General features: G+C 73.2%; 25 protein-coding genes. 17 read left to right on the top strand and 8 right to left on the bottom strand.

Annotated features, from left to right (window positions below):
* Positions 1-8: 8 nt before the first annotated feature.
* On the bottom strand, positions 9-2336 hold the full coding sequence (locus Prubr_RS08380; protein ID WP_212823377.1) for a lantibiotic dehydratase: 2328 nt from the start codon (positions 2334-2336) through the stop codon (positions 9-11).
* Between the two features lie 155 nt (positions 2337-2491).
* Positions 2492-3238 carry a phosphotransferase gene (locus Prubr_RS08375; RefSeq protein ID WP_246568452.1) on the bottom strand — a complete coding sequence of 249 codons (747 nt, stop codon included), beginning with the start codon at positions 3236-3238 and terminating at the stop codon, positions 2492-2494.
* 445 nt (positions 3239-3683) lie between these two features.
* On the opposite strand from Prubr_RS08375, the gene Prubr_RS08370 reads away from it, so the two are divergent.
* The 9 genes from Prubr_RS08370 (at position 3684) to Prubr_RS08330 (ending at position 10692) form a co-directional block, all read left to right on the top strand.
* Complete coding sequence (locus Prubr_RS08370; RefSeq protein WP_212823372.1) at positions 3684-4511, top strand: SAM-dependent methyltransferase; 828 nt, start codon at positions 3684-3686, stop codon at positions 4509-4511.
* Between the two features lie 87 nt (positions 4512-4598).
* Positions 4599-5615, top strand: coding sequence for an ABC transporter substrate-binding protein (locus Prubr_RS08365; protein ID WP_212823364.1), 1017 nt, complete (start codon positions 4599-4601; stop codon positions 5613-5615).
* Positions 5616-5716: 101 nt separating this feature from the next.
* The gene (locus tag Prubr_RS08360; protein ID WP_212823362.1) at positions 5717-6529 is read left to right on the top strand and encodes a class I SAM-dependent methyltransferase; all 813 of its coding nucleotides are present in this window, start codon (positions 5717-5719) and stop codon (positions 6527-6529) included.
* Between the two features lie 231 nt (positions 6530-6760).
* Positions 6761-7153, top strand: coding sequence for a TOBE domain-containing protein (locus tag Prubr_RS08355; protein ID WP_212823360.1), 393 nt, complete (start codon positions 6761-6763; stop codon positions 7151-7153).
* 36 nt (positions 7154-7189) lie between these two features.
* Complete coding sequence (gene modA / locus Prubr_RS08350) at positions 7190-7984, top strand: molybdate ABC transporter substrate-binding protein (protein ID WP_212823358.1); 795 nt, start codon at positions 7190-7192, stop codon at positions 7982-7984.
* The gene (locus Prubr_RS08345; protein ID WP_212823356.1) at positions 7984-8835 is read left to right on the top strand and encodes an ABC transporter permease; all 852 of its coding nucleotides are present in this window, start codon (positions 7984-7986) and stop codon (positions 8833-8835) included. The genes modA and Prubr_RS08345 overlap by 1 nt, the downstream gene beginning before the upstream one ends.
* Positions 8832-9890 carry an ABC transporter ATP-binding protein gene (locus Prubr_RS08340; RefSeq protein ID WP_212823354.1) on the top strand — a complete coding sequence of 353 codons (1059 nt, stop codon included), beginning with the start codon at positions 8832-8834 and terminating at the stop codon, positions 9888-9890. The genes Prubr_RS08345 and Prubr_RS08340 overlap by 4 nt, the downstream gene beginning before the upstream one ends.
* Positions 9891-10018: 128 nt before the next feature.
* Positions 10019-10237, top strand: coding sequence for a hypothetical protein (locus tag Prubr_RS08335; protein ID WP_212823346.1), 219 nt, complete (start codon positions 10019-10021; stop codon positions 10235-10237).
* An 80-nt stretch (positions 10238-10317) separates the two neighbouring features.
* Complete coding sequence (locus Prubr_RS08330) at positions 10318-10692, top strand: hypothetical protein (protein ID WP_212823344.1); 375 nt, start codon at positions 10318-10320, stop codon at positions 10690-10692.
* A 19-nt stretch (positions 10693-10711) separates the two neighbouring features.
* Here the strand turns inward: Prubr_RS08330 and Prubr_RS08325 are convergent, their stop codons facing one another.
* Genes Prubr_RS08325 through Prubr_RS08315 form a run of 3 tightly spaced genes read right to left on the bottom strand, consistent with a single transcriptional unit; the run spans position 10712 to position 13182 of the window.
* On the bottom strand, positions 10712-11182 hold the full coding sequence (locus Prubr_RS08325) for an OsmC family protein (protein WP_212823342.1): 471 nt from the start codon (positions 11180-11182) through the stop codon (positions 10712-10714).
* A 13-nt stretch (positions 11183-11195) separates the two neighbouring features.
* Positions 11196-11507: a hypothetical protein gene (locus Prubr_RS08320; protein ID WP_212823340.1), complete on the bottom strand. Its 312-nt coding sequence runs from the start codon at positions 11505-11507 to the stop codon at positions 11196-11198.
* A gap of 37 nt (positions 11508-11544) precedes the next feature.
* Positions 11545-13182, bottom strand: coding sequence for an ABC-F family ATP-binding cassette domain-containing protein (locus Prubr_RS08315; protein WP_212823338.1), 1638 nt, complete (start codon positions 13180-13182; stop codon positions 11545-11547).
* Positions 13183-13233: 51 nt separating this feature from the next.
* Here Prubr_RS08315 and Prubr_RS08310 point away from each other — a divergent pair, with 51 nt between their 5' ends.
* The 3 genes from Prubr_RS08310 (at position 13234) to Prubr_RS08300 (ending at position 14835) form a co-directional block, all read left to right on the top strand.
* A complete protein-coding gene (locus Prubr_RS08310) occupies positions 13234-14010 on the top strand; it encodes an ROK family protein (RefSeq protein ID WP_212823336.1) in 777 nt (258 codons plus the stop codon).
* 103 nt (positions 14011-14113) lie between these two features.
* Positions 14114-14479 (top strand): tetratricopeptide repeat protein, encoded by a 366-nt coding sequence (locus tag Prubr_RS08305; protein WP_212823334.1) that lies wholly within the window; start codon positions 14114-14116, stop codon positions 14477-14479.
* An 89-nt stretch (positions 14480-14568) separates the two neighbouring features.
* Entirely contained in the window at positions 14569-14835 is a 267-nt protein-coding gene (locus Prubr_RS08300) for a Smr/MutS family protein (protein ID WP_212823332.1), read from the top strand.
* Positions 14836-14844: 9 nt separating this feature from the next.
* On the opposite strand, the gene Prubr_RS08295 is transcribed toward Prubr_RS08300, so the two are convergent.
* Complete coding sequence (locus Prubr_RS08295) at positions 14845-15369, bottom strand: VOC family protein (protein ID WP_212823324.1); 525 nt, start codon at positions 15367-15369, stop codon at positions 14845-14847.
* A gap of 104 nt (positions 15370-15473) precedes the next feature.
* Positions 15474-17864: a M28 family peptidase gene (locus tag Prubr_RS08290; RefSeq protein WP_212823322.1), complete on the bottom strand. Its 2391-nt coding sequence runs from the start codon at positions 17862-17864 to the stop codon at positions 15474-15476.
* A gap of 192 nt (positions 17865-18056) precedes the next feature.
* Here Prubr_RS08290 and Prubr_RS08285 point away from each other — a divergent pair, with 192 nt between their 5' ends.
* From Prubr_RS08285 to Prubr_RS08270, 4 genes are read left to right on the top strand one after another with little or no spacing between them, the layout of a single operon-like run.
* Positions 18057-19271: a PP2C family protein-serine/threonine phosphatase gene (locus tag Prubr_RS08285; RefSeq protein WP_212823320.1), complete on the top strand. Its 1215-nt coding sequence runs from the start codon at positions 18057-18059 to the stop codon at positions 19269-19271.
* A complete protein-coding gene (locus Prubr_RS08280; protein ID WP_246568450.1) occupies positions 19268-20905 on the top strand; it encodes a sensor histidine kinase in 1638 nt (545 codons plus the stop codon). The genes Prubr_RS08285 and Prubr_RS08280 overlap by 4 nt, the downstream gene beginning before the upstream one ends.
* Positions 20902-21354: a response regulator gene (locus Prubr_RS08275; RefSeq protein ID WP_212823312.1), complete on the top strand. Its 453-nt coding sequence runs from the start codon at positions 20902-20904 to the stop codon at positions 21352-21354. Before Prubr_RS08280 ends, Prubr_RS08275 begins: the two co-directional genes overlap by 4 nt.
* Positions 21354-22157, top strand: coding sequence for an inositol monophosphatase family protein (locus Prubr_RS08270; RefSeq protein ID WP_212823310.1), 804 nt, complete (start codon positions 21354-21356; stop codon positions 22155-22157). The genes Prubr_RS08275 and Prubr_RS08270 overlap by 1 nt, the downstream gene beginning before the upstream one ends.
* Positions 22158-22206: 49 nt before the next feature.
* On the opposite strand, the gene Prubr_RS08265 is transcribed toward Prubr_RS08270, so the two are convergent.
* Positions 22207-22500, bottom strand: coding sequence for a DUF2218 domain-containing protein (locus Prubr_RS08265; RefSeq protein ID WP_212823308.1), 294 nt, complete (start codon positions 22498-22500; stop codon positions 22207-22209).
* A gap of 249 nt (positions 22501-22749) precedes the next feature.
* Between Prubr_RS08265 and Prubr_RS08260 the strand changes: the two genes are divergently transcribed.
* Positions 22750-23778 carry a coiled-coil domain-containing protein gene (locus tag Prubr_RS08260; RefSeq protein ID WP_425517993.1) on the top strand — a complete coding sequence of 343 codons (1029 nt, stop codon included), beginning with the start codon at positions 22750-22752 and terminating at the stop codon, positions 23776-23778.
* The last annotated feature ends 51 nt before the right edge of the window (positions 23779-23829 follow it).

The raw sequence follows: 23829 nt of genomic DNA, 5'->3' as shown, positions 1-23829 counted from the left end.
CCGGGCAGCTACCGGGCCGGGGCGGCGACGAACCGGAACTCGGCGCTGTAGCGGCGGCCGTCGGCGTCGGCGAGCCACATCTGGTCCGGTGCCGGCAGCATTTCGGTCACCGTCACCCTGGCCTCGGACCCGGCCGTACGCCCGGCGCGGCGCACCATCCGGGCCAGCACCTCGACCGAGGCGAGGCTGGCGAGGTCGATGTGCACCGGCTTCTTCTCCCCGGTGGCCCGGACGAACACGTGCCGGGGCAGCCCGTGCCCGACCACGAAACGGCGGGCGGCCAGGAACCGGCGTGCCTCGTCGGGGTCGGCGGCGAAGCCGAGCGCCTCCGGCGGGAACGTCCACGTCTCCCGGTTGACCACCAGCCGGTCGATCGTCACCCGGGGCCGGTGCGCGGCCGGCGACAGCAGCCGGAAGTGCGGCATCAGGTTGCCGGCGATCAGGTCGGCGAAGACCTCGACCACGTCGAATCCGACGTCGTCGGCGTGCCGGCGGACGGTCAGCCGCCCGTCCCGGTCGACGACGTCGCAGGCACCGGCGACCAGATCCCGTTCCGGGTCGGCGTCGCAGGTGTCCGGCGCGAACACCAGCCGCCGGTCCGCGGGGCCGAGCAGCCGGGGCGAGAACCGGGTGGCGCTACCGCCCTGCGCCCCGGTCGCGCCGATCCGCACCACCCCGCCGGGCAGGTCGGCGGCCATCGCCGCGGCCAGCGCCGCCGGCTCCGGATGGCAGTCGACCCAGCTCGCGTACCGCATCGTGTGGTAGCTCGGATGCAGTTCGCCGAGCACCCAGTCGAAGTCGCCGGCGCGTACCGCGTCGAGGTCCGGCGCCGCGATCATCAGATCCGGGCTGTGCTGGACGGCGGCGGTCCAGCCGGGCGCACCGGCCGGGAAGACCTCGGCGAAGCCGGCACGCAGCTCGGCGGACGTACGCGCCACCCGCCGCACCCCGGCCGGCACGGCGAGCAGCCGCTCCCACCGCTGCTGCAGAGCCCTCGTCAGCGGGCGGACCACGGCTTCCGGGGAGTCGAGGAGCGGACCACGGGCGGCCAGCCACAGTTCGGCGAGCGGCACCACCCCGTCCGCCCGGCCGGCCACCAGCCGGTCGAAGACCGCCCGCAGCGTCCGCCGGTAGAGGGCCGCACCCGCCGCCGTGTACCAGCGGGCGCTGTCGAGCAGCAGAGCCAGCGGCGCGCGCAGCGGATCGAGCGCGGCCGGGCCGAGCACGACCGAGTCGGGCCGGCGGCACTCCTCGAAGACCAGGGTGCGGCCGGCGTAGAGCGCGCCGGCCTCGCGCACCGACGCCTCGCCGGTCAGTTCGGTGAAGACGGTGCCGAGCCCGGCCAGCGCGCCGACCACCTTGTCCGGGTCGCCCCGCGCCGCCTCGACCTCGCCGGCCGCGGCGGCCAGCCGGTCGAGGGCGGCCAGGGCGGTGTCGCGTACGGCCGGGTCGTCGACCCCGGCCACGACGGCCCGCATCGTCTCGGCGGCCCGCAGGTCGTCGGCCGCGACCTCCAGCGTCCATTCGATCCGGCGGTCGCGGTGCAGCTGGTGCAGGGCGGACCACACCACGGCCGGGTCGTCGATCGGCCGGTCCGGTGCGGCGAGCACGGCGGCGACGACCTCGCGGGCGGTCCGGCCCGGGCGCAGCGCGGCCAGGACCGCCGCCGGGACCGGATCCAGCGGTACGGCGGCGGCCAGCGGGATCCGCAGCGTCGACCCGTCGGCCCGCAGCAACGGCAGCAGCCGGGGGACCAGCCAGGGCCGCAGCGGCGCGGCGAGCGCCCGGCCCAGCGCGGCCAGCGCCCAGCCTTCGAGGTAGAGGGTGCGCGAACCGGCGGTGCCGTCGTCGGTGGGCGCCAGCGGCCGTGGCTGCTCCGGGTCGATCCGGCCCCAGCGCAGCGGCCCGAAGAAGCCGATCGTGTCGTTCTTGGCGCAGTAGCGGTGCAGGTAGCTGGTCACCAGCGTCTCGGTCTTGCGGTGCCGGCCGGTGCGTGCCACCGTACGCGGATCGCGGCGCAGCAGCGTGTCGAAGCCGGTGGACAGCGCCTGCGGGTTCTGCCAGGCGACCGCCTCGCGCACCAGGGGGTCGGCCGCGACCCGGTGCAGTGCCTCGCCGACCGCCACCCCGGCGTCCTCGAACCGCGCCCGGTAGGCCGCCGCACGGTCGGCGTCCGGTGTGGCGTTCAGTTCGTCGGCGAGCGTGGCCAGTCGCGGATCGGCCAGCGGCTCGAGCAGGTCGACGGGGAAGCCGGCGGCCCGCAGGCAGAACCACGGCCACAGGCCCCATCCACCGCCCAGCTCGACCAGGGCGCCCGACTGACGGTCCACAGCCATCCTCCGCGAACTCCGTGACTTGGGCGTCCGGCACCGTCCACTGTAGCGATCACGGCACCCGGGCCCCCTCGTCGACTCGGCGCCGCCGTCGCACGGTTCGTGCAGACAATGTCGTGCGGACGGACACCGTTACCGGGGTCGACCGCCACACCGCCTCAGCGGTCGCCGGGTGCCGCCCCCCGGCCGTCCGGGGTCGGAAACAGCCAGTGCAGCGTGGCGAGACACTTGTCGACGTACGCCTCCCGGTCCGGCGCCTCGAAGCCGTAGACCAGGTCCTCCAACACACCGCACCGGGCGTAGAAGGTGGCCCGGTCCCGCAGCCGGTCTCGGTCCGGCCCGGCGCGGCCGGCGGCGTCCAGCGCCGTTTCGAGCGCGGCCGGACCGAGGTCGCGCAACACCAGACCGAAGTCGTACGCCGGGTCGACCAGTGCGGCGTCGGTCCAGTCGAGGACACCGGTCACCACCGGCCGGGCCGGATCGACCAGCACGTGCTCGATGCCGAGGTCGTTGTGCGAGAACACCGGGACGTACCCGCCGTCCGGCGGCGGCGCGGCGAGGAACGCCGCCACGCCGGGCCGGTGCCCGTCCGGCAGCCGATCCGCGACGGCGGCGTGGTTCTCCGCGGCCTCGTCGAGCCAGTCGGCGAGCGGCTGGTGGTCCGGCTCGACCAACTCGGCCATCCGCTCGACCGGTACGGCGTGCAGCGCACCGAGCAGCCGGCCGAGCGCGGCGGCCACCGGTCCGGTGTACGCCGCACGGTCCGGCAGCGCCAGCAGCGGCACCCCCGGCAGCTTCCGGTAGGCCAGGCAGCCCAGCTCCGGTGCGGTGAACAGCGGCTCCGGCACCGGTAGCGGCGACACGGCCGCGACCGCGGCGAGCAGACGGGCCTCCCGTTCGACCACGGGGCGGGGTCGGTGGCCTTGCTGACCCGAAGGATCAGCTCGCCGTCGACCTCGTACGCGACGTTGTCCTCGCCCTCGCCCAACCGCTCCAGCGTGCCGACGCGGTGGTTGGGCAGGTGTGTCGCCAGCGCCACCCGCGCCACCGTGTCCCGATCCCGGCTTCGCATGCCGCGACCCTACCGATCCGCGCCAGGGCCGCTCCGCGCCGGCGGTCCGACCCGTCGGACCGCCGCCGGCCGGTGTGCGCATCGGAACCGATGTCCCTTGTTTGTCGCTGGTTTGTCGCGAACCGGCCCGGGCTGTCATTCGTCGCCGGCGGGCCTCCACGACATCGGCGACGGCGGCTTGAGTGGTGACATCACCGGGTGGACCCGCCGCCCGGACCACCACCGGGGAGGTGCACCGCCATGGGTTGCTGGTCGGCACTGCACAGGCCGGTGTCCGGATGATCGGCGGATCCGCCGACGACCGGTATCCGTCGGGTGTGGACCTCGACCGGCCGAGCGCCGCCCGGGTCTACGACGCACTGCTGGGCGGCTCGGCGAACTTCGCGGTCGACCGGGCACTGGCCCGGCAGATGCTCACCGCCGAACCGAACGCCGCCCGGTGGGCCCAGGCCAACCGGGCGTTCCTGCGCCGGGCCGTCGATTTCCTGCTCGACGAGGGCGTACGTCAGTTCGTCGACCTCGGCTCCGGGCTGCCCACCGTCGGCAACGTCCACGAGATCGTGCACGCCGCCGACCCCGACGGCCGGGTCGTCTACGTCGACGTCGACCCGGTCGCCGTCGCCCACGGACAGTCCCTGCTGGCCGGCGACGGCCGCGCGGTCGTCGTCCAGGCCGACATCCGGGACGTGGACGCGATCCTGGCCGACCCGGCGACCCAGGACCTGATCGACTTCGACCAGCCGGTGGGGGTCCTGGCCGTCGCGGTCCTCCACTTCGTCACCGACGACCCCACCCCGATCCTCGCCGGCTTCCGGTCGGCCGCCGCGCCCGGCAGCCACCTCGTCGTGTCCCACCTGACCACCCCGGACGAGATGTCCGCGGCCGTGGTCGGAGTGGTGGCGCAGTACAACACCCGCACCGGCACACCCCTGACGTTCCGCAGCCGGGCCCAGGTCACCGACCTGTTCGCCGGCTGGCGGGTTCTCGAACCGGGCGTCGTACCGGCCGACACCTGGTGGCCCGAGCCCGGCGATCTCGAAGAACCCGGAGCGCGGCCACGGGTGCCGATCTGGGCCGGCGTCGCCCGGTTGCCGTACGTCGCCTGACCCCGCCGGTGCCCCGCCCACCGACCCGGGGCGGGGCACCGGCGTGCCATACCTCGCCAACCTTGTTTCGTTCTGGAGTTGATAGAGATGCGCAACAGACTCGCCCGCCGCGCCGGTACGGCGGTACTGGCCGGGCTGCTCGCGGTCACCGCCGGCTGCACGGGCGGCGACGCCGAGGAGGGCGCCCGGGAAGTGGACAAGGTCACCTACCTGACCGCGTTCGCGTCCTTCGGTCGGGAGGCGTACGCCTGGGTGGCCCTGGAGAAGGGGTTCTTCCGCGACCGGGGGATCGAGGTCGAGATCAAGCCCGGGCAGGGTTCGGCCGACAACCTCAAGCTTCTGGCAGCCGGGCAGGCGCAGTTCTCGGCCAACGACCTGTCCGGTGTGATGATCACCCTCGGGCAGGGTGACTACCAGGGCGACGTCCGCGCGGTCGCGGCGATCCAGCAACGCACCTTGAACTCGATCACCGTGCTGGAGTCGTCGGGCATCACCACCCCGGCCGACCTGGTCGGCAAGCGGGTCGGTGGGGTGCCCGGCGGGGCGCCGATGCTGCTGTGGCCGGCGTACGCCAAGCTCGCCGGGATCGACCCGGCAAGTGTGCAGTGGGTCAACTCCCCGGCGCAGCAGACGCCCGGCCTGCTCGCCGCCGGCCGCGTCGACGGGATCGGCCAGTTCACCGTCGCCCGCGGCACCGTGGAGAAGGCGGCCCAGGGCCGGCCGGTGCGGCTGCTGCCGTACTCCGACGTGATCGCCGACCTGTACGGCAACGCCGTCATCGCCCCCATGACGCTGATCAGGGACGATCCGGACCTGGTACGCCGGTTCAGCGAGGCGATCCTCGAAGGACTCATCTACTCCATCGACCACCCCGACGAGGCCGGCCAGATCCTGCACAAACACGTACCCTCCGCCGACCCGCAGGCCGCCGCGCAGGAGGTCGCGCTGATGCAGCCGTACGTGTTCGCCAACGCCCGCGCCGGCGTCCTCGACACCGGCCGCATCGCCCGCGCCATCGCCGTACTCCAGGGTGCCGGCACCATTCCCGCCGGACTCGCACCCGACCAGGTCGTCGCCTTCGACCTGGCACCCGCCCCCGCCTGAGTCCGTCCGGCAGCGAGCCGCACCGCCCCGGGCCGGGGGCACGTCACGCCCAGCGCGATCGGGGCGTGTCCCCGGCCCACCCCGACCCTGGAGCCGTACCCGTGACCAACCGCGCCGCCGGGCCCAACCGGCCGTACGCCTACGACAACGACCACCCCGCCGCACCGAACCAACTCGCCAGCCTCGCCGCCCTCCTCGACGACGTCACCATCGGCCGGCTCACCCAGCTCGACCTACGCGGCCGACGCTGCCTCGAAATCGGCGCCGGCGGCAGCGCCCTGCCCGCCTGGCTCGCCACCGAGGTCGGACCTGCCGGACACGTCGTCGCCACCGACATCCAACCCCGACACGTCCCCACCCACCCGCGCCTGACCCCGCTCGCCCACAACATCATCACCGACCCGGTCCCCGAACCCCCGTACGACCTCATCCACGCCCGCCTCGTCCTCATGCACCTCCCGCAACGCGAACAGATCCTCACCCGCCTCGCCGACGCCCTCGCCCCCGGCGGCGTCCTCTGCGTCGAGGACTGGGCCATCCAGCCCGACACCGCCGTCATCGACGCCCCCACCACCGCCGCCCGCACCCTGTTCGCCGTCTACCAGCACGCCGTCGCCCGCGACATCCTCACCGCCGCCGGCACCGACCCCACCTGGGCCATCCGTATCCACCCCACCATGCGCGCCGCCGGCCTACGCGACCTCGACACCGCCATCCACGCACCCGTCTGGCACGCCGGCAGCCCCGGCCTCGCCCTGGTCACCGTCAACATCGCCCAACACCGTGCCCGGCTCACCACCGGCGCCCTCACCGACACCGACCTCGACGAGATCGCCCGCCTCGCCACCGACCCCGGCTCCGGCCTCGTCGTACGCGGCCACCAGCTCTACTCCACGATCGGCCGCAAGGACTGACCTCCGCCGCCGGTCCCGGCCCCGGCCCGGCCGGGACCGGCGGCGGGTGCCGGGCGCGGTACGTCGTGCCCTCGCGGACAGCGCCCCGGCACAGGCGCCGCCGGTCGGTGGGTTCCCCAGCCCCGCCGGCCGGCGGTGAGCCGCATCAGCGGCCCGCACACGGACCAATCTCGGGCATCTGCCAGGGATCCGGCGCTTTTCAACTCGCAGATGCGGCAATAGGGTTGACGGGTGACCACCTATCGGATCGGTGAGGCGGCGGAACTCCTCGGTGTCAGCGTCGACACCGTCCGCCGCTGGGTCGACGGCGGACGGCTCGCCGCCGACCGCGACGACCACGGCCACCGCACGATCGCCGGAGCCGACCTGGCCCGGTTCGCCAAGTCGCTGGCCGACGACCCCGACGAGGGCGCCGGCCGCTCGTCGGCCCGCAACCGGCTGCGCGGGATCGTCACCGCGATCACCCGCGACTCGGTGATGGCACAGGTCGACATCCAGGCCGGACCGTTCCGGGTGGTCTCCCTGATGAGTCGGGAGGCCGTGGACGACCTCGGCCTGGAGGTCGGGTCGACCGCTGTCGCAGTGATCAAGTCGACCACCGTGGTGGTGGAGCGGACCCGCTGACGACGGGTTCGGCCGGTACGGGAAAAGGGGAGCGGGATGCGCGGTCGGAGATGGACCCTGAGTGTGGCGGTCGGTGCCCTGCTGCTGGCCACGGCCGGCTGCGGCGGCGGTGACGACGACCCGCGGCCGGGCGCGGACGGTTCGCCGGGCGCGGTTACCGGCACCGTCACCGTGCTCGCCGCCGCCTCGCTGACCGAGTCGTTCACCCGGATCGGCGCGGCCTTCGAGGCGGCCAACCCCGGCGTCACGGTCACGTTCAGCTTCGCCGGCAGCTCCCAACTCGCCCAGCAGATCACCGCCGGCGCACCCGCCGACGTCTTCGCCGCCGCCAGCCCGGCCACCATGAAGACCGTCACCGACGCCGGCGACAACGCCGCGGAGCCGCAGGTCTTCGTACGCAACCAGCTCGTCATCGCGGTGGCGAAGGGCAATCCGAAGGGCATCACCGGCCTGGCCGACCTGACGAAGCCCGACACCAAGGTCGCGCTCTGCGCCGAACAGGTGCCGTGCGGCGCGGCGGCGAAGACGGCGCTGGACGCCGCCGGCACCGCGCTGACCCCGGTCACCCTCGAGCAGGACGTCAAGCAGGCCCTGTCGAAGGTCAGGCTCGGTGAGGTCGACGCGGCACTGGTCTACCGCACCGACGCCCGGGCCGCGGCCGCCGACGTCGACGGCATCGAGTTCCCCGAGTCCGCCGGCGCGGTCAACGACTATCCGATCGTCACGCTGAAGCAGGCTCCCAACAGCGCCGGCGCGGCGGCGTTCGTCGCGTACGTGCTCGGCGCCGAAGCCCGGGCCGTGCTGACCGAAGCCGGATTCCAGACCCCCTGATGCCGACCAGCGCCAAGACCGCCGGAACCGGGCCGGTCGCCCGGCTCCGGCGCGGGCGCACCCGGCGCGGCTCCGCCGGGGTGCCGGTCGCACTCGCCGTACCGGCCCTGCTCGGCCTCGGCTTCCTGGTGCTGCCGCTGGCCGGGCTGCTGATCCGGACCCCGTGGACCAGCCTCCCGCAGCGGCTCACCGCGCCCGGCGTACTGGAGGCGCTGCGGCTCTCGCTCGTCACCGCGACCGCCGCGACCCTGCTCTGCCTGCTGCTCGGCGTGCCACTGGCCTGGCTGCTGGCCCGCACCACCTTTCCCGGTCGGCGGCTCGTACGCGCCCTGGTCACCGTCCCGCTGGTCCTGCCGCCGGTCGTCGGCGGGGTGGCGCTGCTGCTGGTGTTCGGCCGGCGTGGCCTGATCGGCGGCTGGCTCGACGAGACGTTCGGGATCACGCTGCCGTTCACCACCACCGGCGTCGTGCTGGCCGAGGCCTTCGTGGCCATGCCGTTCCTCGTCATCGCCGTCGAGGGCGCGCTGCGTGGCGCCGACGCCCGCTACGAGGAGGCCGCCGCGACGCTCGGCGCCGGCCGGTGGACCGCCTTCCGGCGGGTCACCCTGCCGCTGGTCGCGCCGGGCATCGCCGCCGGGGCGGTCCTGTGCTGGGCCCGGGCCCTCGGCGAGTTCGGCGCCACCATCACGTTCGCCGGCAACTTCCCCGGCCGCACCCAGACCATGCCGCTGGCCGTCTATCTCGCCCTCGAACAGGACCTGGAGGCGGCCATCGTGCTCAGCCTCGTCCTGCTCGTCGTGTCGGTGGCCATCCTCGCCAGCCTGCGTGACCGCTGGATCACCAGCCCATGAGCGAGCTGCTGGACGCGCACCTGGTCGTCGAACGGCCCGGCTTCACCCTCGATCTGCCGCTGACCGTCGGGCCGGGGGAGGTGGTGGCACTGCTCGGGCCGAACGGCGCCGGGAAGACCACGGCCCTGCGCGCCCTCGCCGGTCTGCTGCCGCTGCATGGCGGGCACGTCACGATCGGTGGCCGGCGGCTCGACGATCCCGACGACGGGCGGTTCGTCGCCCCCGAGAAGCGGTCGATCGGCGTCGTCTTCCAGGACTACCTGCTGTTTCCGCACCTGACCGCGCTCGACAACGTCGCGTTCGGGCTGCGCTGTCGCGGCGTGTCCCGGCAGTCGGCCCGCGCCGAGGCGGCCGGCTGGCTCGACCGGGTCGGGCTGGCCGAGCACGTACGGCGCCGGCCCCGGCAGCTCTCCGGCGGACAGGCCCAGCGGGTCGCCCTCGCCCGTGCCCTGGCTGTCCGGCCCGATCTGCTGCTGCTCGACGAACCGCTCGCCGCCCTCGACGCGCGTACCCGGCTCGACACCCGGGTTCACCTGCACCGGCATCTCGCCGACCACCCGGGCGCGACGGTGCTGATCACCCACGACCCGCTCGACGCGATGGTCCTCGCCGACCGGCTCGTCATCGTCGAGCACGGCCGGATCGTGCAGTCCGGTGACGCCGCGACCGTGACGACCCGGCCGCGCACCGACTACGTGGCCCGACTGGTCGGCCTCAACCTCTACCGGGGCCGGGCCGACGGCACCACGGTGGAGTTGGCCGGCGGCTTCCGGCTGGCCACCGCCGAGCCGCAGCACGGCGAGGTGTTCGTGGCGTTCCGCCCGTCGGCCGTCGCGCTGTATCCGCGCCGGCCCGACGGCAGCCCGCGCAACACCTGGCCGGCCACGATCGCGGCGGTGGCCCCGAACGGCGACAACCTGCGGATCGAACTCGGCGGCCCGATCACCCTGGCCGCCGACGTCACCCCGGCGGCCGCCGCCCAGCTGAACCTGGCCCCCGGTGCCAGCGTCTGGGCCGCCCTGAAGGCAACGGAGACGACCACCTACCCCGCCTAGATCCCCGTGATCAGGGACTATTTCCCGCGTGTCGGCGGCGCGTCGCCAGGCAAACTCCCTGATCACGCGGATCTTGCGCGTCCGGAAATCGATGGGTCCGACGCGGTGGTGCTGGCAGGATCGCGGGCATGGGACAAGCGGAGGGATTCGACTACACGGAACGGGCCGACGGATCGGTCGTCATCACGCACCACGGGCGAAGCGCCACCACGCTGCGCGGCGGGCGGGCCGCCGAGTTCCTGGCCGAGGTCGACGACGACCCGCTGCAGGTGATGGCCCGCTGGACCGGCAACTACCGGCGGGGCAACGAGCGGACCGCCAGGCAGCACCCGCGCAACCGGGGCTGACGAGCGGCACAGGTGGGTTGCATCGATGGGTCACTGTGGTCGATGGCCGACGCCGCCACCCAGATCCCGAAGAGGTCCCCATGCGACTGTCCACACTCGCCCCGACCGTGGCCCTCGCCGCCACCCTCGTGTTCGTCACCGGCTGTGGCGGCGATCCGGCACCGCAGACGCCGACCGGCGGATCGGGCGTCGAGGTCGAGGACTGCGACGCCGAGGACCGCCGCAAGTCGGAGGTGCCGGACTGTGGACGGATGGTGAACGGCAGGTTCGTCGCCTGGTCATGGGTGTCGGCCGGCCGCAGCACACCGCCCGCAGGGTGGACCCCGGCCAAGGAGCCCAGCCCGACGCCCACGCCGACCGCGTCACCGACCTCGGCCGACAACTCGAACGGCGGCACCAACACCAACCCGAAGACCCGCAAGACCACCTCGAAGGGCGGCGGCAAGAAGCGCTGACCGGTCGCCGCGCCGGGACTCAGCCGGCGACGACCACCGGACTGTGCGTCACCGGGAAGTTGACCGACCGGGCGATGAAGCACAGCTTGTGGGCTGCCGCGTGCAGCCCGGTCGCCCGCTCCACCATCCCGGCCTCGGTGACGGTGACCCGGGGCCGCAGTTCGACCCCGGTGAACTGCCCGCCGGCCCCGGCCTCTTCGACCATCGTGCCGATCGGCTGGTCGGTGTAGCCGGTGACGACCACGCCCGCGTCGGCACACAGGTGCAGGTACCACAGCATGTGGCACTGGGACAGTGACGCGACGAGCAACTGCTCGGGATTCCACCGGTCGGCCGAGCCCCGGAACGCCGGGTCCGACGAGCCGGGCAGCGTCGGCCGGCCCGGCGCGTCGATCTCGTGCGTACGGTCGTAGGCCAGGACCTCGCTGGTGCCGGTGCCCCGGTCGCCGCTCCAGGTCACGGACAACTCGTACGTGTGGGTTCTGGCCATCGTGGTGCTCCCGTCAGTTGCGCCGCACCGCCCGGGGCGAGCTGCGGATACGCTGGCGCGGCGGACCGCCCGTCGTCCTGGACCGTTTCATGTGGTAACGGTGCAGCTCGCTGGAGCCCTGCATGGATGTGTCCTCGGTCACCGACGCCAGCTCCCAGCCCTGCGATCCGGCCCGGTTGAGATGCGCCAGCGCGGTGTCGCCGTACGGGGTGACGTCCAGCACCTGGCCGTCCGGTCCGTACCAGGTGTAGGTCAGCTCCCACCCGGTTTCGTGCATCCGGGGTACCCGCCGTCGCACGAGTAGTGCGTACTCCCATGTGATCACCCGTTGATTGTCGCCCGGAACCGGCTCCGCACAAGGGCTAGCGATCGACCACCTTGCCCGCGTCGACCTCGATGCGCCGGGTGGTCCGTACGGCGTCGAGCATCCGCCGGTCGTGGGTCACCAGCAGCAGCGTGCCCGGATAGCTCGCCAGCGCCGACTCGAGCTGCTCGATCGCGGGCAGGTCGAGGTGGTTGGTCGGTTCGTCGAGGACCAGCAGGTTGACCCCGCGTGCCTGCAACAGCGCCAGCGCGGCCCGGGTCCGCTCACCCGGCGACAGCGTCGCCGCCCGGCGCAGCACGTGCGCCGCCCGCAACCCGAACTTGGCCAGCAGGGTCCGGACGTCCGCCGGCACCAACTGCGGTACGGCCGCACCGAACGCGTCCAGCAGCGACTCGTCGCCGAGGAACAGCCCGCGCGCCTGGTCGACCTCGCCGACCACGACCCCGGGCCCGAGCGACGCGCTGCCGGCCGCCAGCGGCAGCCGGCCGAGCAGGGCCCCGAGCAGCGTCGACTTGCCGGAACCGTTGGCCCCGGTGATCGCGACCCGGTCGGCCCAGTCGATCTGGAGGTCGACCGGGCCGAGGGTGAACCCGCCCCGGCGTACGACCGCACCGCGCAGCGCCGCGACGACCGCGCCGGCGCGCGGCGCCACGGCGATCTCCATCCGCAGCTCCCACTCCTTGCGCGGCTCCTCGACCACCTCCAGGCGCTCGATCAGCCGCTCGGTCTGCCGGGCCTTCGCCGCCTGCTTCTCGGTCGCCTCGGACCGGAACTTGCGACCGATCTTGTCGTTGTCGGTGGCCTTGCGTCGGGCGTTCTTCACGCCCTTCTCCATCCACGACCGCTGGGTACGGGCCCGGGCCTCCAGGCCGGCGCGGGTGTCGGCGTACTCCTCGTACTCCTCGCGGGCGTGCCGGCGGGCCACCTCGCGTTCCTCCAGGTAGGCGGCGTATCCACCGCCGTAGTGCCGGACCTGCTGCTGGGGCAGGTCGAGTTCGACGATCCGGGTGACCGTGCGGGTCAGGAACTCGCGGTCGTGGCTGACCAGCACGGTGCCGGCCCGCAAGCCGGTGACGAACTCCTCCAGCCGGCGCAGCCCGTCGAGGTCGAGGTCGTTGGTCGGCTCGTCGAGCAGGAACACGTCGTAGCGGCTGAGCAGCAGCGACGCCATCGAGGCCCGGGCCGCCTGGCCGCCGGAGAGGGTGGTCATCGGCTGGTCGAGGTCGACGGCGAGGCCGAGTTCGTCGGCGACGGTCTCGGCCCGTTCGGCCAGGTCGGCGCCGCCCAGGTCGAGCCACCGTTCCAGCGCGGCGGCGTACCGGTCGTCGGCCCCGGGCGTGCCCGTGGCCAGCGCCTCGGCCGCCTCGTCCATGTCCCGCTGGGCGGCGGCGACCCCGGTACGCCGGGACAGGAACGCGCGGACCGTCTCGCCGGCCCGGCGGTCCGGCTCCTGCGGCAGGTGGCCGACCGTGGCCGACGGCGGGTTGAGCTGCACCGAGCCCTGCTCGGCCGGCTGCCGGCCGGCGAGGATGCGCAGCAGGGTCGACTTGCCGGCCCCGTTGACCCCGACCAGGCCGACCACGTCGCCGGGCGCGACGACGAGATCGAGGTCGGAGAAGAGGATCTTGTCGCCGTGGCCGGCGACGAGCCCGCGCGCGATCAGGGTGGCAGCCATCAGATGGAGATGCTATCCCGCATGCCCGCACCGGCCGTGCAGACTGTGCCTGTGGTGACGACCTTGGCGATCGACTGCGGCGGTGGCGGGATCAAGGCATCGGTGCTCGACGAGCAGGGCACCATGCGGGCCCGCCCGATGCGGGTGCCGACCCCCTATCCGTTGCCGCCGTCGCTGTTCGTGAAGACCCTGCTCGACCTGGCCGCGGAACTGCCGGCCGCCGACCGGGTGACCGTCGGCATGCCCGGCATGCTGCGGCACGGCGTGGTGGTGGCGACCCCGCACTACGTCACCCGGGCCGGACCGCGCACCAAGGTCGACCAGGACCTGGTCACGCAGTGGTTCGGGTTCGACGCCCAGACGGGGCTGACCGAGGCGTTCGGGGTGCCGGTGCTCGTGCTCAACGACGCCGAGGTGCACGGCGCCGGCGTCGTCGCCGGCACCGGCCTGGAACTCGTGCTCACCCTCGGCACCGGCCTGGGCAGCGCGCTCTTCGACGGCGGGGTACTCGCCCCGCACCTGGAGCTGTCGCAGGCACCGGTCCGCTGGGGGCAGAGCTACGACACGTACGTCGGCGAGCACGAACGCCGCCGGCTCGGTGACACGTTCTGGTCCCGCCGGGTACGCGGGGTCGTCGAGGGCCTGCGTCCGGTGTTCCTGTGGGACCGGCTCTATCTCGGCGGCGGCAACTCCCGACTCATCCGGCCCGAGCAGTTGGCCCGGATGGGCGACGACGTGGTGGTGGTGCCCAACACTGCGGGCATCCTCGGCGGCGTCCGCGCCTGGTCGGTCCGCCCCCACCGGCCGGTTCGCAGCGACCGACCCTGACCTGCCCTGGTCCGTCGTCCCGGCACCGACCGGCCCCGGGAAGAGGAACGCCCGTCCCGTTGTTGTGCCACCCGCACGGTACGACCGAACCGGGAGGCGGAACATGGATCTTCTGCAGGAATACCGGCGGGCGGAGCTGTTCTTCGAGGCCGGCGACCCGGCGTACGCGGCCAAGCTGCTCGAGCCGATCGTCGCCGCCGAACCGGGCAACACCGGGGTACGGCAGTTGCTGGCGCGCGCCTACTTCGGCGCGGCCCAGCTCAACCGGGCCGAGGACCAGTTGCGGGCGATGCTGGTCAGCGACCCCACCGACCACTACGCGCACCACGTGCTCGGTCGTACCCTCGAACGTCTCGGCCGGCCGGCCGAGGCACTGGGGCACCTGCGGCTCGCGGTGGCGATGCGCGCCGAGGAGAACGCCGAATACTCGGCCGCGCTGCGCCGGGTCGAGAACCGGGTCAACGGCTGATCGACGAGCCGGCCGCCGCGAGCAGGACCTGCCCGCGGCGGCCGGCATACGATGGGCCGTCATGGACCTGATCAGCCGGGGGCCGCGCGATGAAGCTGAAGCTTGACCTGCACGACATCTTCAACCGGAACCAGGACATCGAACGGGCGCTGCGCGGGATCATCAACGAGGCGGTCGCCAAGAAGGCCACCCTGGTGGAGATCATCCCAGGTAAGGGGTCGGGCCAGTTGAAGAAGCGGGTGCTGCGCTTCCTCGACCAGAAGGAGATCAAGCAGCTCTACCACCGGGTGGAGAAGGACTCCGACAACTTCGGCCGCCTCTTCGTCCACTTCCGCTGGAAGTCGTCCGGCCGCTGACCCGCCGGATCAGGCCACACCGGCCCCGCGTACGGAGCGCATGAACCCGTCGAGCGTCGCGGTCGACACGCGCATCGACTCCTCGTGTTCCGGGCTCGCCATCCGGGTGTGCATCTCCGGCTCGGGGACGTCCTCGACATGGGTCTGGACCCACCAGAGATTCCCGAACGGGTCCTTCAGGCGGCATCCCCGGTCACCCCACGCGTTCGTGCCCAGCGGGGTGACGACGGTGGCCCCTGCGGCCGTCGCCGATCGTGTGACGGCGTCGCAGTCCTCGACGTACAGCGACAGGAAAGCGGGCGTCGGCGGCCAGTGCCCGCTCGCCTCGAACGACATCACGACCGAGTCGCCGATCATGACCTCGCCGTGCCCCACCGTGCCGTCGGGGTTCGGCACCCGCCCGCGCTCCACCGCACCGAACGCCGCCACCAGGAAGTCGAGGAACGCGCCCGCGTTCCGCACGACCACGTACGGCGTCACCGTCCGGTACGGCGCCGGCACCGCGCGTACCCTGTCGTCGCCCACCTGTCGCATTCCGGCCCTCCTCGTCGGTTTCGCGACCGCCACGGCCGCGTAAGGACCAACCTATGGAGGGTTCCGGTCAGCTCCTGTCCGTTATGGCCGTGCGTCAGCCACGTCTACGCCGGCGGCAGGTGGTAGGTCCGGGCCACCATCAGCATCTCCGAACTGTGCGAGCCGACGATCCCGACATCCGGCGGGCGGGGCCGGAAGCCCGGCAGCCCGGCCAGGCCGTCGCTGGCGTCCGCCGCCCGCAGCGCCACCGGCTGTCCGGTCGCGGCCAGGGTCAGTTCGATCTCCACGCCCTCCGGCGGCGGGGCGTGGAACACGATGCCGAAGCTCCACCGGGCGTCGTCGGTGGGCTCCACCGGCACCGGCAGCCCGGCCACCGTCGCGGCCCGCACCGTCGCCGTGGTCTGGTCGACGTGCAGCGCGGCCAGCCGCACCTGGCGCTGCGGCACCAGCCTGACCCGTAGCGTGCGGACCCCGGCCGTGGTGGTGTCGCTGACCGTCTGTACGGCCGGTGCCGGCAGAGCGGCCGCCTGCGCCGGGCCGGCCCGCAGTTCGTGGGCGGCCAGGGCCGGGAACTCGTCGGCGATCGAGGCCGGCCCGTCGACGTATCCGGCGGTCCACGGCTGCGGGTCGCTCTCCCGGCTGAGCCACCGGGCGGTGCCGGTGTCGGCGTCGAGGGCGTACATGAGGTGGGTCTGGGTGGGATGGTCGGCGTCGAACCGGTCGACGGCCAGTCCGACCCCGGCGAACACCAGCGTGGCCAGGCCGGCGGCGAGCGCCGGGACGGCCGCCGCCCGGCGGGCCTCCAGGGCCGCCAATCCGCGTTGCCCGCCGGCCTCCGGGTGCAGCAGGTCGACGACCGGCAGCACCGCGAGGCCGAGCATCACGGTGAAGACGGCGGCGGCGCCACCCATCGCCATGCCGAGCGCCGGGAAGAGCAGCACCACGGTCGGCAGCAGCACGAGTACGCCCACCGCCGCGCCGGCGGTGACCGAGACCACCGCCCAGACGCTGCCCGGGCGGACCAGCAGCGCGACGATTCCGCCGATCGCCGTCGCCAGCGCCGGCAGCGTCGTCAGGTACGAACCGCCCGGCGCGAGCGCGGCGAGAACCGCGCCGAGCGCCACCAGCCAGACGAGGCCGCCGATCGCCAGCGCGGCCGGTCCGGTCCGCCGGCGGATCAGCGCGTACCAGGCCAGGACGGTCGTGGCGGTCAGGCCGAGGACGGCCAGCCGATACCACTGTGGACGGTACGGGTCGAGCAGCTCGGCGTACCCCGGCCGGATCGCGGTGAGCCCCGCCCACAGCAGTTGGGCGGCGACCGGGGCGACCACGATCGGCACCCCCCAGAGTTCGAAGCCGACGCCCAACTTCGACCACGTCGTACGCCCGCGCCGCCGGGCCAGCCAGGCCAGCACGCCGACCGCGGCGCCGGCCAGCAGCACCAGTGGCCAGGTCAGCCAGCCCGGATAGCGGACCAGACCGCCCGGTACGGGGAAGTACGTGGCGTCCCCGTCCGCGGCCAGGCCGGCGATGTCGACCGACCCGAACTCCCGCACCAGACCCAGGGTGTTGTCGCCGTGGTGCTGGATGCTGGCCAGGTCGACCGATTCGACCGTGTCCTGCGGCGTGTGGTAGTTCGCGCCACCGTCGAGATAGGCGGAGTTGAGCCCGACGAAGTCCTCCGCGAGGAACGCGGTGAAGTCGGTGTCGTTGGGCAGCAGCCGGTAGACCTCGACGGCGAACGAGGTGCCGACCGGGTGCGGCGCCGCCCGCCCGTACGCGCCGACCAGCGCGGCGTTGTCCCGCGACGTCTCGAACATGATCACCGGCCCGGTGCTGCCGCGGGCCTCCAGATTGAGCACGACCCCGCCGTCCGCGGCCAGCGGATGGCTCGACGCGAACGCCGACGCCCCGCACAGGCACGCCTCCTCGGCGTCGGTGAGCACGAAGACCACGTCGTTGCGGGGGCCCGGCCCGGCCGCCATCGCGCGGGCCACCTCCAGGATCGTCGACGTGCCGGCCCCGTCGTCGTTGCCGCCCGGCGCGAGCTGCACCGAGTCGTAGTGCGCGACGACGAAGACCCGGCCGGTCGGATCGGTGCCGGGCAGCCGGGCGACCACGTTGCGGACCCGGGCCACGGTCGCGCCACCGGCGGCGCCGCTGAGCTGGCCGGCCTCGGGCGCCACGGTGTCCTGCACCTCGGTCTCCAGACCCAGCCCGCGCAGGGTGCCGACGAGGTGGTCGCGTACCCGGTCGTTCGCCGGGCTGCCGGCCGGGTGCGGCTCCGCGGCGACGATCCGCAGGTGTTCGGCCGCCCGGTCGGCGCTGAACTGCCCGGCCGGCGCGTCGGCGGGCCGGGGCCGCGGCGGGCGGATCTCCAGCAGGCCGGCGGCACCGACCAGCACCAGCGCGGCCAGGGCGGCGGCCGCCGCCACGACGCGGCGGGGCGGGCGGGCCAGCGACCGGTCGGCCGGGGGGAGCAGCGGTGCGGCCACGGTGCCTCCTGCGATCGGGGGTTGTCATCATCCGACAGCGGGCGCTCCGGGGCCAGCGGACCGGACCGGGTGGCCGCTCGGCCGGACGGTCGAATAGCGTGGGCGCACGCGACCCGTACGGGTCGCCCCGAGAGCGACGATCAGCGACCGTCCGGGAAGAGTGCCGCAGATGCGATCCGAAGGGGTGCCGTGGTGACCGGTTCCTCCGTCGTCCCGCCCCGGGCCCGGCTCGGTTCGGGCCTGCCGCTGCCGCAGGCCGAACGCCTGCGCGTGCTGCTCGTCGAGGACGACGAGGGCGACGCGTTCCTGGTCGGCGAGCTGCTGGCCGAGGCCGACGCCGCGATGGACCTGATCGTCGCCACCAGCATCACCCAGGCCCGTCAGCAGATCGGCGGGGTCGACTGTGTCCTGCTGGACCTCGGTCTGCCCGACTCGCAGGGGCTCGACGGGCTGCGCCAGGTGCTGGCGATGAGTTCCGGCGCGGCGGTCTGCGTGCTCACCGGCCGGCAGGACGAGCACCTCGGCGTCGGCGCCGTCGCCGAGGGCGCCCAGGACTACCTGGTCAAGGGGCAGGTCGACGGCGTGCTGCTGACCCGGGCGCTGCGCTACGCGGTCGAGCGGAAGCGCGCCGACGAGAACGCCCGTCGGCTGCGTGAGGCCGAGCTGCGTCAGGCCGAGTCGGCCCGCCTCGAACGCGGCCTGCTGCCCCAGCCGCTGATGACGACCCGCGAGGTCGAGGTCCACACCTTCTACCGGCCCGGCCGGCACGCCGCCCTGATCGGCGGCGACTTCTACGACGTGGTGCAGACCACACCCGACCGGATCGACCTCATCGTCGGGGACGTCTGCGGGCACGGCGTCGACGAGGCCGCGCTCGGTGTCGAACTGCGGGTGGCCTGGCGGGCCCTGGTGCTCGCCGGGGTGCCCGACGACGCCGTACTGCCGGCGCTCGAGCAGGTCCTGATGAGCGAGCGCCGGCTCCGGGAGATCTTCGCGACGGTCGCCTCGGTCCGCCTCGACCTGGCCCGCAACCGGGCCACCGTACGTCTCGCCGGCCATCCGCCGCCGCTGCTGCTGTCCGGGGGCGAGGTGGCGCCGGTCCCGGCCCCCGGTGGACGTCTGCTCGGCGTCCGGCCACGGCCCCCACGCGCCTTCGATCTGGAGTTCGACAGCGATGACTGGTCCCTGTTGATGTACACCGACGGCCTGATCGAGGGGCGGGTGGGCGGCGGCAGCGAACGGCTCGACGTGCCGGGGCTGACCGAACTGGTCGGGCATCCGGACACCGCGAAGGTGCCGCTGGAGGAGTTGCCCGGCTGGCTGGTCGGGCGGGCCGAGCTGACCAACGGCGGCCCGCTCGCCGACGACGTCGCCATGCTGCTGGTGAGTCGGGGCGGTGGGCGGTGAACGGGCGGAAGTGGACGCTGCGGCGGCGGGTCACCACGATGTGTGTGCTGATCGGGGTGCTGCTGGCCGCGCTGGCCACGATCGGGGTGGTCCAGGCCGCACAGAACCGTACCCACCTCGACACCCTGCTCAACAAGAGCGGCCCGCTGCGCACCGGCAGCGAGGCGCTGCTCGGCACGCTGCTCGACCAGGAGACCGGGGTCCGCGGCTACGCGGTCAGCGGCGACCCGGTCGACCTGGTGCCCTACCAGCGGGGCGTCGAGCAGGAGCGTGACCTGCTCACCCAGATGGACGGCCTGCTGACCGACGAGCCGGACATCCGCCGGCGGGTGGGGCAGATCCGCGAGCAGGCCGAGCAGTGGCGGGCCGTGGTCGCCGTACCGGTGATCGACACGGTCAACACCAGCGGTACGGGGGCCGCCCAGGCGCTCTTCGACGAGCAGTCCCGGGTGCGCTTCGACGTGTTGCGGGCGGAGGTGCAGCAGCTTCAGGAGGAGATCCTGGCCCTGCGCAACGAGATCGCCGGCGACGCCCGGCAGACCGGCAACACCCTGGTCGTCCTCCTCGTGACCGCGGCCGCCGTGGTCCTGATCGCCGCCGGGGCGCTGATCCTGTGGATCAACCGGTTGGTGATCAACCCGGTCACCGTCCTGGCCGGGCAGGTGCGTCTGATCGCGGCCGGCGACTACCAGCGCGACATCGAGCGGGTCGGCCCGCCCGAGCTGGCCAGGTTGGCCGAGGACGTCGACGGGATGCGCCGCCGGATCGCGGCCGACCTGGCCGAGGTGCGCGAGGCCCGGACCCGCATCGAGTGGATCAACAGCCAGCTGCAGAAGCAGGCCGAGGAACTGGTGCGCTCCAACCGTGACCTGGAGCAGTTCGCGTACGTGGCCTCGCACGACCTGCAGGAGCCGCTGCGCAAGGTCGCCAGCTTCTGCCAGCTGCTCCAGCGCCGGTACGCGGGACAGCTCGACGAGCGGGCCGACCAGTACATCGCGTTCGCCGTCGACGGTGCCCAGCGGATGCAGCGCCTGATCAACGACCTGCTGGCGTTCTCCCGGATCGGCCGGCTCACCACCGGCTTCACCGACGTCGACCTGGACGAGGTGATGACGCAGGTGGCCGGGCAGACCGAGGCGGCCCGGCAGTACGCGAGCGGCGAGGTGACCTGGTCGGACCTGCCGGTGGTGCACGGCGAGGAGCCGTTGCTGACCAACCTGCTGGTCAACCTGGTCAGCAACTCGATCAAGTTCCGCCGGCCGGACGTGCCGGCCCGGGTCCACCTCTCGGCCCGCCGCACCGGCGACGAGTGGGAGATCACCTGCCAGGACAACGGCATCGGAATCGAACCGGAGTTCGCCGACAAGATCTTCGTGATCTTCCAGCGCCTGCACTCCAAGGACGCCTATCCGGGCACCGGCATCGGGCTGGCGATCGGTAAGAAGATCGTCGAGTATCACGGTGGCCGGATCTGGGTCGACCCGGAGGTCACCGAGGGTACGGCCATCCGCTTTACTCTTCCCGTGGTCGCCGACGAGCCGGCGGCCGACGAACCGGGCGGGTCCGACGCGGCCGACACCGGGGACGACGAGCCGGCGCAACGGCCCGACGGTGTGAAGGAGACTGTGGCGTGACCGCACCCGCCGATGGCAGGAGCCCGATCGAGGTTCTCCTGGTCGAGGACGACCCGGGCGACGTCCTGATGACCCAGGAGGCGTTCGAGGAGCACAAGCTGCGCAACCGGCTCCGGGTGGTCTCCGACGGTGCCGAGGCCCTGGCCTATCTGCGCCGGGAGGGCAAGTACGCCGACGCGGTCGCCCCCGACCTGATCCTGCTCGACCTCAACCTGCCGCGCCGCGACGGCCGCGAGGTGCTGGCCGAGATCAAGAAGGACGAGCAGCTCTGCCGGATTCCGGTGGTGGTGCTCACCACGTCGCAGGCCGACGAGGACATCCTGCGCAGCTACCAGCTGCACGCGAACGCATACGTGACCAAGCCGGTCGACTTCGAGCGGTTCATCTCGGTGGTACGCCAGATCGACGAGTTCTTCGTCAGCGTGGTCAAGCTGCCCCCGCGTAGCTGATGATCGACCAGGTCTCGGCGCTGATCCGGGAGGCGGCCGCCGAGGTCGTGCTGCCGATGTTCCAGCACCTCTCCAGCGCCGACGTCAGCGAGAAGGCGCCCGGCGAGGTGGTGACCGTCGCCGACCAGCGCACCGAGGAGGTGCTCAGCGCCGGGCTGACCGCGCTGCTGCCCGGCTCGGTCGTGGTGGGCGAGGAGGGCGTGGCGGCCGATCCGGCGCTGCTCGACCGGCTGAGTGGGACCGACCCGGTCTGGCTGGTCGACCCGATCGACGGCACCGCCAACTACGCCGCCGGCCGGACGCCGTTCGCGATCATGGTGGCGTTGGTGCGCGACGGTACGGCCGTCGCCGGCTGGATCCACGACCCGGTGGCCGACAGCCTGACCGTCGCCGAGGCCGGCTCCGGCGCGTACGTCGACGGCGTGCGGATGCGGATCAGCGCGGACCCGCCGCCGCCCGGCGGGCTGCGCGGGCCGATCATGACCCGGTTCTTCCCGCCCGGGGTGCGTGAGGCGTTCCGGGAGCGGGCGCGGGTGCTCGGCGAGGTGCTGCCCGGCCTGCACTGTGCCGGCCGGGAGTACGCCGATCTGGTTGCCGGGGTGCAGCATTTCGCGGTCTTCTGGCGGACCCTGCCGTGGGACCACGTCGCGGGCTCGTTTCTGGTCCGGGAGGCGGGCGGAATGGCCTGCCGTCTCGACGGTCGCCCGTACGAGGCGACCAGCGAGGGAACTGGCCTGGTGGCGGCGGCCAGCGAGCCGATCTGGCACGAGGTGCGTGAGGTGCTGCGGGCGGCCGGGGTGTGACCGGTGGCCTCCCGGAGGCCGGGCCGCTCGGCCGCCGGCGGCCGGGCGGTCAGGTCGGCGAGGGGCGGCTCCACCGGGCGGTGAGGCCGTCCCGGGCGGCGAACCGTTCGAGGTGGTCGCCGACGACGTATTCGACCCGGGACAGGCCCGGCTCGTCGGTGCCCTGCGCGAGCAGGACCAGGGTGCCGTCCTCGGCGAGCAGGGTGCAGGTGCCGAAGCCGAAGTCGGCGAAGCCGCGCTCGTCGGTCCACTCTGTGGTGATCTTGTGAGAGAAGTGCCGGCAGAGTTGGGCCAGGTATCGCCCGGGACGGTCGGTGACGATCCGGGCTTCGGACCTGAGCATCCTGCACTCCTCGCACGTACTCCAGTTAGGCTAGGCTAGCCTAGCTTGATCCTGGATGGATCTTCCACTGTGGAGTAACCAGCCGCTTCCCGTCGTCCGGTATGCTGACCGGCGGTCTCCGCCCGATGGCGCCGCCGACCGGCGTCAACAGCACCGGTGCGCGGGGTCGCCGCCGAAAGTGAAAGGGTCGCCACCCGTCGTGAGCGACCCGGCCGGGGGCTCAGGCGGCCGACGGAAGGATCCACTTTCGTGCCCAGGACGGCCTTGCTCCGGCGCCGCGCGGTCGCGCTGTTCGCCGCGATCCTCACCGCCACGTCGGTCATCGTCGGCTCGCCCGGTGGCGCCGTCCTCGCCGCGCCCGGCTCGACGCCGGACGAGGGGGGCAGCAAGAACCTGCGCGACGCGCTCGAGGCGGCGTCCAAGGGGCACGTCGAGGCCAAGGCGGCCCTGGAGAACTCCCAGAAACGTCAGCTCGAACTGACCCTGGAACTCCAGAAGGTCGAGGCCAACCTTGCGGCGCTGACCGACGAGGTCGCCCTGATCGCCGCCGAGTCCTACCGCAGGGGGCGGCTGTCGGCGGTTATGATCATGGTCAACAGCGCGTCGCCCGAGTCGTTCCTCCAGCGAGCGGCCGGCCTGGAGACGATCGCCCGGCACGAGAACCGGCAACTGGTCGCCCTGACCGCGGCCCGCGAGCAGGCCGACCGGGCCAAGGCCGCGATGGACAACGAGGTCAACGAGCAGAAGAAGCAGCTCGACATCATGGCCAAGAAGAAGAAGGACGCCGAGCGGGCACTGGCCGCCGTCGGCGGCGGGGCCAGCGGAGGCTACGTCAACGCCAACTCCCCGGCGGCCAAGGCCGCACCGCGCAATCCCAACGGCTCCTGGCCCAAGGAGTCCTGCACGGTCGACGACCCCACCACCTCCGGCTGCATCACCCCACGCACCCTGCACGCGATGAACGAGGCCAAGCTCGCCGGTTTCAAGCGCTACGTCTCCTGCTTCCGCAGCGGCGGCAGCGGCGAACACCCCAAGGGGCGGGCCTGCGACTTCTCCGCCGCGACCAGCGGCTTCCAGAACGTCCACGCCACCGGCGGCGACCGCACCTACGGCAACAACCTCGCCGCCTTCTACATCAAGAACGCCAGCCGGCTCGGCGTGCTCTACGTGATCTGGTACCGCCAGATCTGGATGCCCGGCACCGGCTGGAGCAACTACAACGGCGGCGGCAGCCCGGCCGGCGACCACACCAACCACGTCCATCTATCGATGATCTGACCTTCCGGTCTCACCGGAAGCGTCCAGCCGGCCTGCGTACCATCGCAGGCG

This window comes from Polymorphospora rubra, from assembly GCF_018324255.1.
Taxonomy (GTDB): domain Bacteria; phylum Actinomycetota; class Actinomycetes; order Mycobacteriales; family Micromonosporaceae; genus Polymorphospora; species Polymorphospora rubra.
This window is presented reverse-complemented; position numbering and strand designations above follow the sequence as displayed.